Consider the following 15,349-nt stretch of genomic DNA (forward strand, 5'->3'; position numbering starts at 1 on the left):
CTTTACCCGAAACCCTCTATCCAACAGGATGGAGGGTTTCTTTTTGCCTGCAATTTGAGAAAACCAAGACGCTTGCAAGTACTGGGTTGCTCCGCAAGGCTGCAAACAGCTGACTCACAAGTGGTGGGAGACCAAGGCGATTGAAGCGCAAAGCTTATGCGTCGCGTATGCGATGGCTTCTGCCGACTTAACCAATGCATCAATTCGCATCGTTACATCGAAAGCGCGTTTTCCATATCAGGGAAGCAGAAACGCTGTAACAATTGAGCGGCAGCAGCGTCACGTTGATTGCATTTGGGCGTTTCAGCCTCCATCTGCTGGCTTGCCGGTGCGTGACCGGTCGTTCCTTGGATGCATTGATGCCCGAGTTGCCAGAGGTCGAAACAACGCTACGTGGCCTGTCGCCGCATCTGCTCGGACAACGCATCCATGGCGTCATCCTGCGGCGTCCCGATCTTCGCTGGCCGATCCCTGAGCAAATCGAGCGCCTGCTTCCCGGCGCCACCATCACCAGCGTGCGTCGGCGCGCGAAGTATTTATTGATCGATACGGACGCCGGTGGCAGTGCACTACTGCATCTTGGAATGTCCGGAAGTCTGCGTGTCCTGCCTGGCGATACGTTGCCGCGTGCGCACGATCATGTGGATATCAGCCTGCAAAACGGACGCGTACTGCGCTTCAACGACCCGCGTCGCTTTGGCTGCCTGTTGTGGCAATCCGATACACACGCACATGAATTGCTTGCCGCGCTTGGTCCGGAACCATTATCGGATGCATTTACTGGCGATTATCTGCATGGGTTGGCACGCGGCCGGCGTGCCGCTGTCAAAACCTTCTTGATGGATCAGGCAGTGGTTGTCGGGGTTGGCAATATCTACGCTGCCGAAAGCCTGCATCGGGCGGGAATCAGCCCGTTGCGCGAGGCGGGAAAGGTGTCGCTGGATCGCTACCGGCGTCTGGCTGATGCAGTGAAAGACATCCTGGCGTACGCCATCCACCGCGGTGGTACCACGTTGCGCGACTTCATCAGTCCGGATGGTGCGCCCGGTTACTTCGAGCAGGAACTCACCGTCTACGGACGCGAAGGTGAGGCCTGCAAACAATGCGGGCGGGTGCTGAAGCACGCCACCATCGGCCAACGCGCGACGGTGTGGTGCGGGAGTTGTCAGCGGTAAGCGCCAAGCCATGCCCAGGCATGGCCGACAACTGCAGTGATCCGGCACGTCTCTCGGATTCACCCAACGAGCTGCAACGAAGCGACTACCGCTGTGTGCGTCTGGTTTCCCTGCATGCAGCGGGCCACAATCGCGATGCCCTTGTTTGGAAGCATTCCATGCTGAACTCGCCACAGCGTTTCACTCCCTTGGCGGTTATCGGCGCGTTTGCGCTGCTGCCGATGACCTCGACGGGTGCGGTTGCGCCCGCGCCCACGAACGCAGCTGCCGTAGAGCGCATCCAGTTGAGCAGCAAGGCAGTAGAGCTGAGCGCCACGCCCGCCTTCGGTGGGCGCGTGTTGTCGTTCAACCTGCGCGGTCAGCCCAACGTGCTGAAGGTCGGCGCAGCGGTGGAACAACAGCCGGCGCCCGAGGTGTCAGCCACTGCGGGGGATATCGCCTATCTCGGCCATGATGTATGGATCGGGCCACAGAGCCAGTGGTGGCTGCATCAGCAGCTCAATCGCACGCGTCAGGCGGCGGCAGCAGTGTGGCCGCCGGATCCGTATCTGTCCTTGGCGCAGACGCATATCACCCAGCGCAGTCAGGACGCACTGGAGTTCGAAGGTGTGCCGAGCCCGCTGACCGGTGTGCAATTGCGCAAGCACATCAAACTGTCTGCAGCGCATGCGGATACCGTGGACATCCAGGCCAGCGCACGCAATATCCGCACGCAGCCGATTGCCTGGGATCTCTGGTTCAACACGCGGGTTGCGGCCTCGACACGGGTCTTTGTGCCGGTGGCCGCCGCGACGGATATTCGTGTGCAGCCGCCAAGCGAAGCCGGGACGGTGGCGCCCCGTTACAAGCACGCGCGCGGTGTCCTTGCGCTGCGCGCCGATGCGCGCAAAGACGGCTTAATCCAGCGCGGCAAGCTGTTGCTGCAGCCGTCTGCTGGGTGGATGGCCGGTTTTGCAGGCGGGCAGGTGCTGGTGATTCGCTTTGCTCATCAGCCGTTGGCGGCGATCCATCCCGAGCAGGGGCAGGTGGAGTTGTACCTGGATGCGCCACCTGAGCATCCCGAGCAGGGACTGCTGGAAATGGAGGTCCACGCACCGTACCGGCAGCTCGCGCCAGGGGCGCAGATGCAGGCGCAGGAACAATGGACCTTGCTGCGCTACACCGGGCCGGATGACGAACAGGCGCAGCGGCAGTTCCTGTGCGGCAAGGCCAACGCGTTGCAGTTGGCCAACGCCTGCGATGCGCCACCCGTGCCGCGCTGAGTTGCGCATTCACCGCGATGCCGGGCAGTGGCTATGATGTCGCCCAATCCCTGACCAGATCGATGCGCATGCAACGACGCCACTTCCTGAAGAATGCCGCGGCCGCCTTGGCCGCGCTCGGTTTGCCGACGTTGCCGCACTGGGCGCTGGCAGCCAAGGCCGTTGGGCTGCGTCGACTCGGCCAGCCGCAGCCATTCGACTACGCCTGGCTGAAGGGTCAGGCGCGTGCGCTGGCCAAGGCGCCGTACAAAAGCCACAAGCAGGTGTTGCCGGGACCGTTGGAGGCGCTGAACTGGGATCAGTACCAGTCGATCCGCTACCGTCAGGATCATGCGCTGTGGGCCGATGGCAACGGCAAGTTCCAGGCGAAGTTCTTCCACCTCGGGCTGTATTTCCATACCCCGGTGCACATCTACGACATCGTCGATGGCAAGGCGCAGCAGTTGGCCTACGACCCGGCAGCGTTCGATTACGGCAGCAGCGGGCTGGGCGGCAAGCAGTTGCCCAAGGACCTGGGCTTTGCCGGCTTTCGCCTCAATACACGCAAGGACACCGATCGCGATTTCTCGGCGTTCCTGGGCGCGAGCTATTTCCGTGCTGTCGGCAAGGAAGGCCAGTACGGGCAATCGGCGCGTGGGCTGGCGATCGATACCGGCACCGGTGGGCCGGAGGAGTTTCCCGATTTCATCGCCTATTACCTGGAACAGCCGGCCGACGATTCGGACACGGTGGTGGTGTACGGCTTGCTGGATTCGCCCAGTATTGCCGGCGCGTACCGGTTCGCCATCACCAATGGCGAAGTGCTGGTGATGGACATCGACAGCGCGCTATACCCGCGTAAGGCAATCGAACGGCTGGGGATTGGCCCATGCACCAGCATGTACCAGGTCGGCGAGAACGACAGCCGGATGGATTGGGACTGGCGCCCGGAAATCCACGACACCGATGGCCTGGCGATGTGGACCGGCGGCGGGGAATGGATCTGGCGGCCGTTGTGCAACCCGCCGCAGCTGCGCTTCAACATGTTCGTCGACGAGAACCCGCGCGGGTTCGGGCTGCTGCAGCGCGACCGCAACTTCGACCATTACCAGGACGATGGCGTGTTTTACGAGAAGCGCCCGTGCCTGTGGGTGGAACCCAAGAGCGGTTGGGGCAAGGGCTCGGTGCAGCTGGTCGAGATTCCGACCGTGGACGAGACCTTCGACAACATCGTGGCGTTCTGGAACCCGCAGGCCAAGCCGCAGCCGGGGCAGGAACTGCTGATGGGCTACCGGTTGTACTGGGGCGCGCAGCCGCCGGCCAGCTCGCCGCTGGCGCATTGCGTGGCCACGCGTACCGGTCTGGGCGGCATTGTGGGGCAAAAGCGCAGTCATTTCTCCTGGCGGTTTGCGGTGGATTTTGCCGGCGGCCAACTGGCAGCGCTGGTGAAGGACTCCAAGGCCAAGGTCGAGACCGTGCTGCAGGTTTCGCGCGGCAGCACCGAGATCGTGTCGGCGCGGCCGCTGCATGAGCTCAAGGGTTATCGGGCGATGTTCGATCTGGTGCCGCCGGACGAAGGCACCCAGCAGATCGATATCCGCCTGTATCTGCGCGCCAACGGCAAGCCGCTTACCGAAACCTGGCTCTACCAGTGGACGCCGCCATCGGCGAGCGAGCGCAAGATTTACTGAGCACGGATAGGCAAAAGCGGCTGGCGACCGTTGCTGGCCGCCAGCGTTGCACTGGCTTGCAGTCCCTGCGGACGTCGCTCAGGCAGGTGCCGAGGTGTTGACCAGTTGCAGACGCCCGCGCGGGCGGACGCAGGCCAGTTCCACGCGGAAACAGGTGCCGTCCTTGCCGCTGGTGATGCGTAATTCGCCTTGATGGGCCTGCGCGATCTGCGCTGCCATGTGCAGGCCCAGATCGACGTCGGGCAGGGCGCGCCCGCCGGTATGCACATGAGTGGACGCGTGCAGGACATCCAGCCGGCGCGGATCGATGCCGTCCAGATTGCAGACTTCGATGCGCAGCCGTCCGTATTCGGTCACGGCGATCGCCTTGATCAGCGAACTCTGCTGGCCCTGTACCACGGCGTTGATCATCAGACTGCCGAACATCTGCGCCAACCGCACCGCATCGCCATGCACCGGCTCATCGATGGCCACATGCGTGGACAACACCTGGTTGGGGTAGGCCGCGCGGGTTTCGTCCACGACCTGGGAGAGTGCATCGAGCAAATCGCTCCCGTCGCCGTAGTCCAGCTGCAGCCAGTCGCGTTCGATGCCGCGGGCGAAATCGCAGGCGAAATCGATCAGCTCTTCCATGCGTCGCAGGCTGCGCTGCATCGAACGGATGGCGCTGCCATGGCGCTGGTTGAGCTGGTCGATGGACAACATGTCCACTACCGCATGCATGGACTGCAACGGGTTGCGCAGGTCGTGCCCGAGAATGCCGATGAACTCTTCGCGCAAACGCGCCGACGCACCGACACGGCCCAGTTCGCTGCGTGCCCGCCGCGATTCCAGCGCGCTTTCTTCGGCACGCTGCTCGGCCTGGATCTGTGCGGCCAGCAACTGCGCGAGCAGTTCGACCTTTTCCACCAGCGGCGCGTCCATGACGCGCGGTAGCGGATCCAGCGCGCATAGGGTGCCGAACACGCTGCCGTCGTCGAACCTGATCGGGACCGAGACGTAGCTTTCGAAGCCGTATAGCCGTGGTGTGGGGTGGTCGCGGAAGACCGGGTGCTCGGAGGCATGGCCGAACCACACCGCGTTGCCCTGGGTGCGCACGCTGTCGCAGAAGGTGGTGACCAATGGCAGCTCGTCGCCGGGCGCCAGACCGAAAGACAGATCATCGCGCACCTGGCAGGTGATCCAGCGCGTATCGGTCACGCGCGCGACGGCGGCGAAACCCATTCCGGTCAGACGGGTGAGGATGGTCAGGACGTCGGGAACCGACGAGAGCCGGCCAACACGCGCGATGTCGGCGCGTAACTCGGAAGGAAGCGGACCCATGTATGCCTCCCGATGAGTGGATGATCGCCAGTTTACAGGACCGCGGTTGCGCCCGGTTGGGCGACGCGGCGCTGCACTTAATGCGTCACGATACGCTGGTCCAACGGTCAAGGCGATGCTTGCGTGACCGCATGCCCGCACAGGTGTAGCAGTGCCTGCGCAGCGCATAGATCGCGGTTGGTGGATCGTAGTTGGCCACTGCGCAAGGCGATGTTGTGCCACGTGCAGGCAAGGTGCTTTACGCCGCTGGCATCCGCTCGGCGCTGATGGTGTGCAATGCGGCCGAGTGGCGCAACGCCTGCTGTTCGAGCAGGCCTGTGTTGCCTCCGCGCTGCCACACCGGTTGCGTGTGACGGCGCGAAGAGGTGCGCGATCGCGTTGATCACGCAGGCGAGACTGGCTGCGATGCGGCGATCGCCACGGCTGCGTCGCCGGAGCTCAGCGCTACGCCGTCGGCAGTGGCAAGGCGATCTGCAGCGGATCGATGCGGCCTTCGCCGCGCATGATCTTCTTGAACTCGGCGCGGCTGACCGACACATAGCGCTCGTTGCCTCCGATTTCCACCTGCGGGCCGTCCTGCACCGCATGCCCTTGCGCGTCCACGCGCACGGTCATGGTGGCTTTGCTGCCGCTGTGGCAGATGGTCTTGATCTCGTCCAGCTCGTCGGCCCAGGCCAGCAGGAACTGGCTGCCTTCGAACAGCTCGCCGCGGAAGTCGGTGCGCAGGCCGTAGCACAGCACCGGAATGCGCAGGCGGTCGACCACCTCGCTCAGCTGCCACACCTGCGCACGGCTGAGGAATTGCGCTTCGTCCACCAGCACGCAATGCAAGGCACCGTCGCTGTGGATGTCGCGTTCCACCAACTGCTGCAACTCGGTGTCGCGCTCGAAGATGCGTCCGTCCGCGCGCAGGCCGATCCGCGAGGCGACCACACCGCTGCCGGCGCGGTGATCGAGCTTGGGCGTGAGGATCAGCGTGCGCATGCCGCGCTCGCGGTAGTTGTGCGCCGACTGCAGCAAGGTGGTGGTCTTGCCGGCATTCATTGCCGAATAATAGAAATAGAGCTTGGCCATCGGGCGATTTTACCGGGCCGGGCGGCTGGATGCGGGCCCGGCGTGCGTACTGTTGGCGTGGCTTGGCGATGTGACCGTCGGTGGCGTCGATGAGCAGGCGTGCACAGCCCGCAGTTGTGCGGCAAAGGCCAGCTGTAACAGCTACATGAACCCATCGCGCCGGCCAGCCGCGGGCAGCCCCGGTACAATGGCGCGCTCTGTCGGAAGCCTCTATGCACGGTCTCAATCCCCCGCAAAGCGCCGCGGTGCTGCACTGCGAAGGTCCCTTGTTGGTGCTGGCCGGTGCCGGCAGCGGCAAGACACGCGTGATTGTGGAAAAGATCGCGCATCTGATCGCCATCGGCCGTTATCCGGCCAAGCGCATCGCCGCGATCACCTTCACCAACAAATCCGCCAAGGAAATGCGCGAGCGTGTGGCCAAGCGCATCCGCGGCGATGGGGCTGACGGCCTGACCATCTGCACCTTCCACGCGCTGGGCCTGAAGTTCCTGCAGATCGAGCATGCCGCGGCCGGCTTGAAGCGCGGCTTCTCGATCTTCGACTCGGACGATGCCGCCGCACAGATCAAGGACCTGATGCATGGCGCCAAGCCCGATGCGATCGAAGATGCCAAGAACCTGATCTCGCGCGCCAAGAATGCCGGCCTGTCGCCCGAGCAGGCAATGGCGGCAGCACGCAGCAATCGCGAGAAAGAAGCCGCCAGTTTGTACGAGCGCTACCAGGCGCGGCTGACCACCTTCAATGCGGTGGACTTCGACGACCTGATCCGCTTGCCGGTGCAGATTCTGGAAGCCAACGAAGACATCGTGATGGGCTGGCGCGAGCGCATCGGCTACCTGCTGGTGGACGAGTGCCAGGACACCAACGATGCGCAGTACCGGCTGCTGAAGATGCTGGCCGGGCCGCGCGGCAATTTCACCTGCGTGGGCGACGACGATCAGAGCATCTACGCCTGGCGCGGTGCCAACCCGGAAAATTTGCAGCAGATGGCGCGCGATTACCCGGCGCTGGAAATCATCAAGCTGGAGCAGAACTACCGCTGCTCCAATCGTGTGCTGCGCGCGGCCAATGCCTTGATCGCGCATAACCCGCACGAGCACTTGAAGACGCTGTGGAGCGACCAGGCCGACGGCGAGCGCATCCGCGTGTGGGAGTGCCGCGACAGCGAGCATGAGGCGGAGAAAGTGGCCGCGGAGATTTCGTTTCTGGGCACCGCCAAGCAGGTGCCGTGGAGCGATTTCTGCATTCTGTTCCGTGGCAATTTTCAATCGCGGCCGCTGGAAAAAGCATTGCAGCTGCTGCGCGTGCCGTATCACCTCACCGGTGGCACGGCGTTCCTGGAACGGCAAGAAGTCAAGGACGTGCTGTCGTGGCTGCGGCTGATCGTCAACCCCGAAGATGACGCGGCATTCTTGCGTGCGGTGCAATCGCCCAAGCGCGAAGTCGGTGCGACCTCGCTGGCGCGCCTGGCCGAGCTTGCCAGCGCCAAGTCGGTGCCGATGTCGCGTGCGGCCGAATCGATGGGCGCCTTGCAGCACTTGCCGCCGCGTGCGGCCAATGGCCTGAGTGCGTTCACCGATATCCTGCGCGACATGCGCGAGCACTCGGCCACGATGCCGGCCGGCGAATTGGTACGCACGCTGGCCGAAAAATCCGGCCTGCTCAACGACCTGCGCAACCAGTCCAAGGACGAAACCGGGTTCCAGCGGCGCAAGCGCAATCTGGACGAGCTGGCCGAGTGGTTCGAAGGCGGCCCGCGTGGCGCCAGTGCCAGCGATCTGGCCGCGCAGCTGGCATTGCTGTCGCGCAACGACAAGGACGATGGCGGCAACCAGGTGCGCATGATGACCATGCATGCGTCCAAGGGCCTGGAATTCCGCTACGTGTTCATCGTCGGCTGCGAGGACGGGGTGCTGCCGCATGAAGTGAGCCTGGAAGAAGGCAACCTGCAGGAAGAGCGCCGCTTGTTGTACGTGGGCATCACCCGCGCCAAGGAGCAGCTGTGGATGAGCCACAGCAAGCTGACGCGCAAGTTCGGTGAGCATGTGCGGCTCAAGCCAAGCCGGTTTTTCGACGAGATTCCGGCCGAAGAACTGCAACGCGACGGCGCCGACCCGGTGGCCGATGCCGAGCGCAAGAACGAACGTGCCAGCGCGGGATTGGCGGCGATCCAGGCATTGTTCGACTGACGCGTGGTGCGCCGTTGCACGCGCAACGCGCTGCATCGCTTGCCAGTAACGCAGCGGCACGGCAGTCTGGCTTGTCCCGATGCCTGAGTGCGCTGTGACCGTCGTGATCGAAACCCCGCGGCTGCGCTTGCGCACGCTCGACCCCGAGCATGACGCCGATGCGATGTTGGAACTGGTCAACGACCCCGGCTTCATCGCCGGTATCAACGACCGCGGCATCCGCACCCGCGAGCAGGCGCGTGAGCATCTGCGCGAATGGGCGCAGGCCCACCATGCGCGGTATGGGTTCGCGCACTGGGCGGTAGAGACGCGCGAAGATGCCGCGTTTATCGGCACGTTGGGCCTGTTGTGTCGCGACACGTTGCCGGTGCCGCATATCGGTTTTGCGCTGTTGCCTGCGTATCGCGGCAAGGGTTATGTGACCGAAGCCGGGCGCGCAGTGCTTGCGTACGCCCGCGATGTGCTGGGCTTGCTGCAGCTGTGCGCGATCGTGTCGCCGGACAATGCCGATTCGATCCGTGCGCTGGAAACGCTCGGGCTGCAGCAGCAAGGCCTGCGGGTGTTGAGCCCCGACACTCCTGCAGTGCTGTATTACGCGATCGATCTTGCGCCTGCCGGTAGGGCTGGCTGAGCGCCAGCGACGCGCTGTCTTCTGCGGCAGCACTTTACGTTCGATGTCGACGACGCGGACTTCGGTGCGCTGGCGCAGTGGGCCGAGCAGGCCAATGCAGTGTGCTTCCTGGCCGATGGCAGTGTGCGCGACCGGCAGGGACGGGTGTTGATCAGCCAGGGCGAGCCGGCCATCGACGACGATGCGCAGGTGCCGTATCCGCCGGATGCGATCGAACGGCGGGCGCACCACCTGGCGCAGCTGAGCGCGCAGGGCATCCGTGTACCGCCGAGCTTGCCACCGGTGGCCGGCGAGGGCGAAGCGAGGGTGCGCGACGCGGCGATGGTGACGCTACGCATGCTGGCCTTGTTTGCGGTGGCACTGCGTGCAGAGATGCTGGCGGCCGGCGATACGCCGCCATCGTTGGAGGAGGTGGCGGCGCGTCTGCCCGGCGCAGCGGTGGCGCTGTCGCCGCAGGAGCGCGCCTTCTTCGCCCAGGCAGCACCGGATGCGCAGGCGCTGGCCAACTTCGGCTGGCGCTACGAAAGCCTGGCCGTGCTGCAATGGGCCCTGGGCTTGGCGGCTGCGCTGCCGGAACCGGTCGCCCCGTGCGACGTACCGCTGGCTGCCCAGCGCGCGCTGGACCACGCAGCCGCCGCGGTGCGCCCTGTGCGGGCGCTACGTCCGCTGCCCGAGCTGCTGGATGTGCTGGACCGTCACCTGCGCCTGCACTGGGCGGTGCGCCAGGCCGGGCCATCCGGTCAGCCGGTACCCGCCGGCATCGTGCCGGGCGTGGTGTACGAGCGGCATTACGCGCTCAACTGGCTGCTGCACTTCGAAGATGCCGAGTGGGACGAGGTGGATACGCCGACCTGAGCCGGCAGTGCTCCGATCCCGGCGTCGAAGCGCGGGCGGAGCGCCGGCAATGACGATGCGTTGCGTTAGCCGCCCCTGGCCTCAACCCAAGGCCAGAGGCAGCAGCGCTGCAGACCGGCCACAGCGCTGCTGCTGCCGGCTGCTGACCGTCGGGATCAGGCGCCGGCCGCGTCCAGCCGTGCCTGTACCGCAGCCAGTGCATCCTGCAAGTCGGCGACCGTGGCTTCCAGTGTCTGCACCCGCGCCTCCAGTTCGCTGGTGTCGCTGCCGCTGCGTGTGCTCGGTGCGGCACGCGCCGCTGCGGCTTGCAGTGCTTCCACATCCAGCTCGCCGCTGAGCAGATGCGCATAGCGAGGGTCGGCAGGGAATCGTTACGTACAGGGCCAAAAACCACCTAAGCGATTGAAACACAATGATAAAGGCTTTGTCCCGATAGCGGATCTCCCCGTCTATGGGGCCTGTTCAAGGACTTTCGCTGTATAGCTCAGCGGCGCCACTTCCCTATCAAGGTCGAGATGGTAGTCGCCGAAACGATTGATGTGGCTGGTCCGATACGGCGACAGGCCGGCCAGGATCTCGGGCGTCAGTTCAATCCCCTCCTTCCGCATCTCAGCCAAGGTCCGGCTCATGCCCTCCACGTTGTGGAGGATGATCATGTTCGCGACCAGCTGGCTGTACTTGATGATCTTGCGCTGCTCGTGTTGGACGTTCTCAGCAATGATCCCCTGGCTGCCAAAGAACACCCATTTTACGAAGCCGTTGTACTCCTCGCTCTTGTTGGTCGCAGCATGGATCGTTTTCCGAATCTCGTTGTCATCGATGTAGCGCAGCAAGAACAGCGTTCGGACGGCCTTGCCAAGTTCCCGGAAGGCGAAGTACAGCTTGTTCTTCCGGCTGTAGGTGCCCAGCCGGCGCAGGATCGAGGACGCGGTGATTTTCCCCAATCGGATTGAGATCACCACCCGCAGCATGTCGTGGAGATGGGTCGCGATCAGTTGCCAGTCGATGCTGTCTCCGAACAGTGCCTGGATGTTCTTATAGGTCCTGCCAGGTTCGGGCCGAAAGAAAGTCAGATCCTTGATGTTTCGTATCCTGGGCATCAGCTGGATGCCCAGCATGTGGGCCAAACCGAAGACCGGGTAGCTCTGTGCCTGCGTGTCGCCATGGACGATCTCAGGCTGGATGTCGGACGTGTTGGCCAGCAGGCCATCGAGGATGTAGATGCCCTCGTGCACGCCACAGGGAATGAAGTGGCTGAACAGCGCCACATATTTGTCGGACACATGGTAGTAGCCGATGCCGCCGTAGCCGCCATAGCGGATGTGGTACTCCGACAACAGGTTGTCCTCGTAGACGCTCCATTTGGTGCCATCTGCTGAGGCGCTTTTCCCGCTGCCCCAATAGCCCGGCAGGTCGAATTTGTTGTAGGTATTGATGACCTCCACGATGGCCTTCTCAAGCACATCCTCGGTCACGTATTTCAGGTTCAGCCAAGCAACCTGGCGCCGGCTGAAGCCCTTGATCGACCGCGCCGTCTGCGTCGGACCCAAGTTGCAGCCATAGCAAAATAGTGTGGTGATCACACGTCGGGGCAGATCTTCGACTTGGCTCCCGGTGCCGGCGATCGGGTGGAAAAAACGGTGCAGATCCAACCATTGGCTGGCATCGATCAGCACATCGACGATGCTGGACTCTGGAAGCCGTTCGGCGATGAGGCGATCCACGGTGGTAATCGCGCTGGAGACTTCGGCGCGTTGCCCCTTCCGCAGCACCAAGCGCCCATCCAGGATGTCCGCATGCACGTTCTCCGGGAAACGCGCGTCGACCTCATCGGCCAAGGCGGTCAATTGTGCGCGCAACCCCGCCGCGAAAGACTCGGCGTCGGTGGGCAGGCCTGACACCTGGCCATAGGCTTCCAGTTCCTGCGCCAAGGTGGCCTCATCGACCAGCTGCTCGCGGTAATCATCAAAGCGCTCGCTGCTGGGAATGAAGAGATCTCCGGATTTCAGCTCGTCTTTGACCTGCACCAGCACGGCCAGCTCAAAGTACTTCCGGTGCATCCAGCCGGCGCCGGCCGCGCTGGCCCGCTTGCCGAACACGTGCTGACGCCAGAGCTTGGACATCCAGTCGAAGTCCTTTTCTGGGTCCAAACCGAGGGAAGCGACCTCGATCAGCTCACGACGCTGGTTGCGCAGCGAGAGCACGGCTGCGATCAACGGCTCCATGCCGGCATCGTGGCTGGTCGCCCGCAAGTTCATCAGCTCCAGCCCATTGAACAGCAGCGGCCTGACCACGCCATAGGGCTGCAGCATGAAAGGCAGGTAGTTCTTGCCGGCGTAGGCCATATGTTCTTCGCATTCGGCCAGCAAGGTCGACACTTCCGCTTCCAGGCTGTTGTCGATGGCATCCACGCGCTGACTATCGCTGCCGTCGAGCTGATAGGCCTGCAGGATCTCCTTGAGCTGGCCGATGAGGAAGTCGGCCCGCTTGGCATGTTCGAGCTGGTATGCCAGCAGCTTCTGCTGGGCCGTGTTCTCCAGCCCGCGCACCTGCTTGATGAACAACTCGGCGGCATCATCCAGCGTCTTGGCGTGCTGGGCGCGAATGAAGATGGTGGCCAGCGCATAGCGCTTGTCCTCAGCCAATTCGGCCAGTTCGCTGGCGTCATAGGCCCGAGCCATTGCACGGAATTGCTTGAGCTTGGGCACCGGCACATCGATAGGAGGCAGTTGGTCAGCCAACTGCTGCAGCATGCGGATGTGCTGCAGATAAAAACGAACTTCCTTGTTGGTCGGCCGGCCAGGCTCGCGCTTGAGCGATTGCCAGCCAGTAAATCTGGAGCCTTCCGGTGCGCGCAGCAATTCGTCAATGAGCGCGCGCGTGGCAGGCGTCAGTGCGTGACTGATGCTGCGGTAGTACCCCAAATTGACCCGCTCGCGTGCGCCAATGGCGGCCAGCTCCAGGGTGCGGAAGCCTGGCAGTTCGTAGCGGTGGTGCACCAGCTCTTCGAGCAGGACGTTCACGATGTCCGGGATAGTGTGTTTGGTCTGTGCTGCTCCGGTGGCCACTGTGTCCAGCCAAGACAACCCAGCTTTGTCCAAGGGACGCACCCCAATGAACTGCCGCAGCTGCGGCATATGCCGGCGCTGGCTGCCGGAGGCGTCATAGCGTTCGAGCTGGTCGGTGTCCAATACGCGCCCGAGTCGGGCGGCCTTGGCGATGTGCTTCCGGATCCGCTCGGGCACTTCGGCCAACACTGTGAAGTAACCCAAGCGCTGGAAGAGCTTGAGATGGATCAGCACCGCCAGTTGCGGACCCGGCTGGGTGGTCAGCTGCTTGGCGAATGCAATCTCAGCGGCGGTGGGGGTATAGATCTCCTCCAGTTCCTTGGCGGTGGGATCAGGCTTCAGTCGCGGGTAGGCGGTCTCGTGAAGGGTAGCCATTGGATCCGAAGGTTATGAGGGGATCAATCCCAATGCCGGCCGTCGTCTGTATTGAGAGACGCTTCCAGGAAACACTGGTGCGTATCGGCCATGCGGTGCATGTCATCGAGCAACGTGGCCAGGATTTCATCCAGATCCCGATCGGGATCGGTGGGAACAGCTAACCGGTACTCGCTGCTGGCGGTGTTCAGACGCACAGCCTGGAACGGAGCCAAGCAGATATCTTCAATCCGGCCCCGGGCCTTGGCCGCGCCGCGGCCCGCGCGGGCAAACGGGGTCAGCACCATGCGCAGACGGAGCTGCAGCGCAGATTTACTCTCGGGTGCCGGCAGTGCCATCGCCGGTACCGGCGCGGTTGGACTGGGTAGGCTCGCTTCAATGCGGTCCCGGGCAAACGGGTCACGCCCATTCAGGTAGCGCATGGCCGACTGCACATCGCGCCAGCCCACGTACTCCATCAACGCCTTCATGTCCCAGCCTTGGTCGTTGGCCCAGCTGGCAAAGCCTCGACGCAGCGAATGGCTACTGTGGAGCCCCGCATCGGCAAAACCGGCACTGGCCAGCAACTCGCGCAGCAGGCGCACCAAACTGTTGGGATGGAGCCCTTCAGCGCTGACCTGGCCCCATTGGTTGACCGCCCGAAACACCGGCCCTTCTTGCAAGTCAGCCGCCTGCAGCCACGCTTGGGTCGCCTCCACCGGACACAGCCGCGATAACGCCGGCACCTTATAGGTGACGCCGGCCGCCTGCCGATCGCCCTTGCTGCGCGGCAGGAAGCAGGTCATCCCCTGTCCCGGCACTAGCGTGAGGTGGGCCACTTCCAGACGCAGCAGTTCATCGCCACGGAAACCTCGCCAGAATCCGAGCAGCACCAGCGCTCGGTCGCGTTGATGGCGCAGCGCCGCCGCTCCGTCGCCGCGGGCATGCGCCGCAGCAATCGCTGCAGCCAACCAGTCATCGAGCTCGACCAGCCGCCGAATCTGGAGCGGCGCGGCTTGCTTGACCTGCCCGGGGTGCAGGGTCTGGATGCCTTTGAGCACCTTGCGCACCAGCGGCGACCGGGTGGGATCGACAAATCCGTGGTCGCGGTGCCAAGAGGCGATGGCGGCCAGGCGCTGGCGAAGGGTGCTGGTGGCCAGGGTCTGCGCATACGCGGCCAGGTATCGGGCCACGCTGTCAGGTGTCGCTGGGAGGTGGCCTTGCCACTCGACTTCAAAGTGCCGCAGCGCCGACGCATAGCTGCGCACCGTGTTCTGGCGCGTGGCCGCATCGAGGTAGCGGTCCAGTTCGGTCACTGGCGCGTGGCCTCCACAGCGACCGGCTGCCGCAGGGTCGACAGAATGGTGCATTCCGCCCGCTGCCCGCCGTGGCAACTGGCAATCACCCGTTCCAACTCGCTGGCCATGCGCTGCAGGTCGGCCATGCGCGCCCGCACGTCCGTCAGATGGCTGCGTGCCAGCCGATCCACGTCGCCGCACGAAAGCTCCTCATCGCCGGCCAGCTGCAGCAGGCTGCGGACCTCCTCCAGGCTGAAGCCTAGGTCCCGGCCGCGCGCAATGAAGCGCAGCCGCTCGATGTCGGCCGGGCCATAGACCCGGTAGCCATTGCCCGAGCGCCCCGGGCGCGGCAGCAGGCCGATCCGCTCGTAATAGCGGATCGTCTCCAGGTGGCATCCACTGGCGTCGGCAGCCTCACTGATTTTCATTCGTAGTACACTTGACTCCGTA

Annotated in this window: 11 protein-coding genes and 1 pseudogene; 6 read left to right on the plus strand and 6 right to left on the minus strand. The window is 63.9% G+C overall.

All coding sequences use genetic code 11. The annotated features are described in order from the left end of the window. Nucleotides 1–359 precede the first annotated feature (359 nt). The 3 genes from mutM (at nucleotide 360) to A7D16_RS15080 (ending at nucleotide 4,107) form a co-directional block, all read left to right on the plus strand. Nucleotides 360–1,175 carry a bifunctional DNA-formamidopyrimidine glycosylase/DNA-(apurinic or apyrimidinic site) lyase gene (gene mutM, locus A7D16_RS15070; RefSeq protein WP_064634117.1) on the plus strand — a complete coding sequence of 272 codons (816 nt, stop codon included), beginning with the start codon at nucleotides 360–362 and terminating at the stop codon, nucleotides 1,173–1,175. A 158-nt stretch (nucleotides 1,176–1,333) separates the two neighbouring features. Then, the gene (locus A7D16_RS15075) at nucleotides 1,334–2,437 is read left to right on the plus strand and encodes a DUF4380 domain-containing protein (protein ID WP_082925820.1); all 1,104 of its coding nucleotides are present in this window, start codon (nucleotides 1,334–1,336) and stop codon (nucleotides 2,435–2,437) included. A 68-nt stretch (nucleotides 2,438–2,505) separates the two neighbouring features. After that, entirely contained in the window at nucleotides 2,506–4,107 is a 1,602-nt protein-coding gene (locus A7D16_RS15080) for a glucan biosynthesis protein (protein WP_064634111.1), read from the plus strand. A 78-nt stretch (nucleotides 4,108–4,185) separates the two neighbouring features. On the opposite strand, the gene A7D16_RS15085 is transcribed toward A7D16_RS15080, so the two are convergent. Then, nucleotides 4,186–5,430, minus strand: a complete 1,245-nt coding sequence (locus tag A7D16_RS15085) for a GAF domain-containing sensor histidine kinase (RefSeq protein WP_064634112.1) — start codon at nucleotides 5,428–5,430, stop codon at nucleotides 4,186–4,188. 444 nt (nucleotides 5,431–5,874) lie between these two features. Further along, nucleotides 5,875–6,504, minus strand: a complete 630-nt coding sequence (locus tag A7D16_RS15090) for a thymidine kinase (RefSeq protein ID WP_064634113.1) — start codon at nucleotides 6,502–6,504, stop codon at nucleotides 5,875–5,877. Nucleotides 6,505–6,716: 212 nt separating this feature from the next. Between A7D16_RS15090 and rep the strand changes: the two genes are divergently transcribed. The 3 genes from rep (at nucleotide 6,717) to A7D16_RS15105 (ending at nucleotide 10,179) form a co-directional block, all read left to right on the plus strand. Continuing rightward, complete coding sequence (gene rep, locus A7D16_RS15095) at nucleotides 6,717–8,693, plus strand: DNA helicase Rep (RefSeq protein WP_064634114.1); 1,977 nt, start codon at nucleotides 6,717–6,719, stop codon at nucleotides 8,691–8,693. Between the two features lie 79 nt (nucleotides 8,694–8,772). Beyond that, nucleotides 8,773–9,324: a GNAT family N-acetyltransferase gene (locus tag A7D16_RS15100; protein ID WP_082925819.1), complete on the plus strand. Its 552-nt coding sequence runs from the start codon at nucleotides 8,773–8,775 to the stop codon at nucleotides 9,322–9,324. 21 nt (nucleotides 9,325–9,345) lie between these two features. Beyond that, nucleotides 9,346–10,179, plus strand: coding sequence for a DUF4272 domain-containing protein (locus A7D16_RS15105; protein ID WP_095522419.1), 834 nt, complete (start codon nucleotides 9,346–9,348; stop codon nucleotides 10,177–10,179). Nucleotides 10,180–10,334: 155 nt separating this feature from the next. On the opposite strand, the pseudogene A7D16_RS15110 reads toward A7D16_RS15105, so the two are convergent. The 4 genes and pseudogenes from A7D16_RS15110 to A7D16_RS15125 all read right to left on the minus strand — a co-directional run. Continuing rightward, nucleotides 10,335–10,538, minus strand: a pseudogene (locus A7D16_RS15110) (DUF480 domain-containing protein); the annotation flags it as partial. 90 nt (nucleotides 10,539–10,628) lie between these two features. Then, entirely contained in the window at nucleotides 10,629–13,622 is a 2,994-nt protein-coding gene (locus A7D16_RS15115; protein ID WP_046936733.1) for a Tn3 family transposase, read from the minus strand. 23 nt (nucleotides 13,623–13,645) lie between these two features. Continuing rightward, a complete protein-coding gene (locus tag A7D16_RS15120; protein ID WP_017160758.1) occupies nucleotides 13,646–14,917 on the minus strand; it encodes a site-specific integrase in 1,272 nt (423 codons plus the stop codon). Further along, nucleotides 14,914–15,327 carry a MerR family transcriptional regulator gene (locus A7D16_RS15125; protein ID WP_017160757.1) on the minus strand — a complete coding sequence of 138 codons (414 nt, stop codon included), beginning with the start codon at nucleotides 15,325–15,327 and terminating at the stop codon, nucleotides 14,914–14,916. Before A7D16_RS15125 ends, A7D16_RS15120 begins: the two co-directional genes overlap by 4 nt. Between the last annotated feature and the right edge of the window lie 22 nt (nucleotides 15,328–15,349).

This window comes from Xanthomonas nasturtii, from assembly GCF_001660815.1.
Taxonomy (GTDB): domain Bacteria; phylum Pseudomonadota; class Gammaproteobacteria; order Xanthomonadales; family Xanthomonadaceae; genus Xanthomonas; species Xanthomonas nasturtii.

Excerpts from the sequence above, each read along its gene's own strand:
- mutM (WP_064634117.1), top strand. The coding sequence starts at position 360 with ATGCCCGAGTTGCCAGAGGTCGAAACAACGCTACGTGGCCTGTCGCCG.
- A7D16_RS15075 (WP_082925820.1), top strand. The coding sequence starts at position 1,334 with ATGCTGAACTCGCCACAGCGTTTCACTCCCTTGGCGGTTATCGGCGCG.
- A7D16_RS15080 (WP_064634111.1), top strand. The coding sequence starts at position 2,506 with ATGCAACGACGCCACTTCCTGAAGAATGCCGCGGCCGCCTTGGCCGCG.
- A7D16_RS15085 (WP_064634112.1), bottom strand. The coding sequence starts at position 5,430 with ATGGGTCCGCTTCCTTCCGAGTTACGCGCCGACATCGCGCGTGTTGGC.
- A7D16_RS15090 (WP_064634113.1), bottom strand. The coding sequence starts at position 6,504 with ATGGCCAAGCTCTATTTCTATTATTCGGCAATGAATGCCGGCAAGACC.
- rep (WP_064634114.1), top strand. The coding sequence starts at position 6,717 with ATGCACGGTCTCAATCCCCCGCAAAGCGCCGCGGTGCTGCACTGCGAA.
- A7D16_RS15100 (WP_082925819.1), top strand. The coding sequence starts at position 8,773 with ATGCCTGAGTGCGCTGTGACCGTCGTGATCGAAACCCCGCGGCTGCGC.
- A7D16_RS15115 (WP_046936733.1), bottom strand. The coding sequence starts at position 13,622 with ATGGCTACCCTTCACGAGACCGCCTACCCGCGACTGAAGCCTGATCCC.
- A7D16_RS15125 (WP_017160757.1), bottom strand. The coding sequence starts at position 15,327 with ATGAAAATCAGTGAGGCTGCCGACGCCAGTGGATGCCACCTGGAGACG.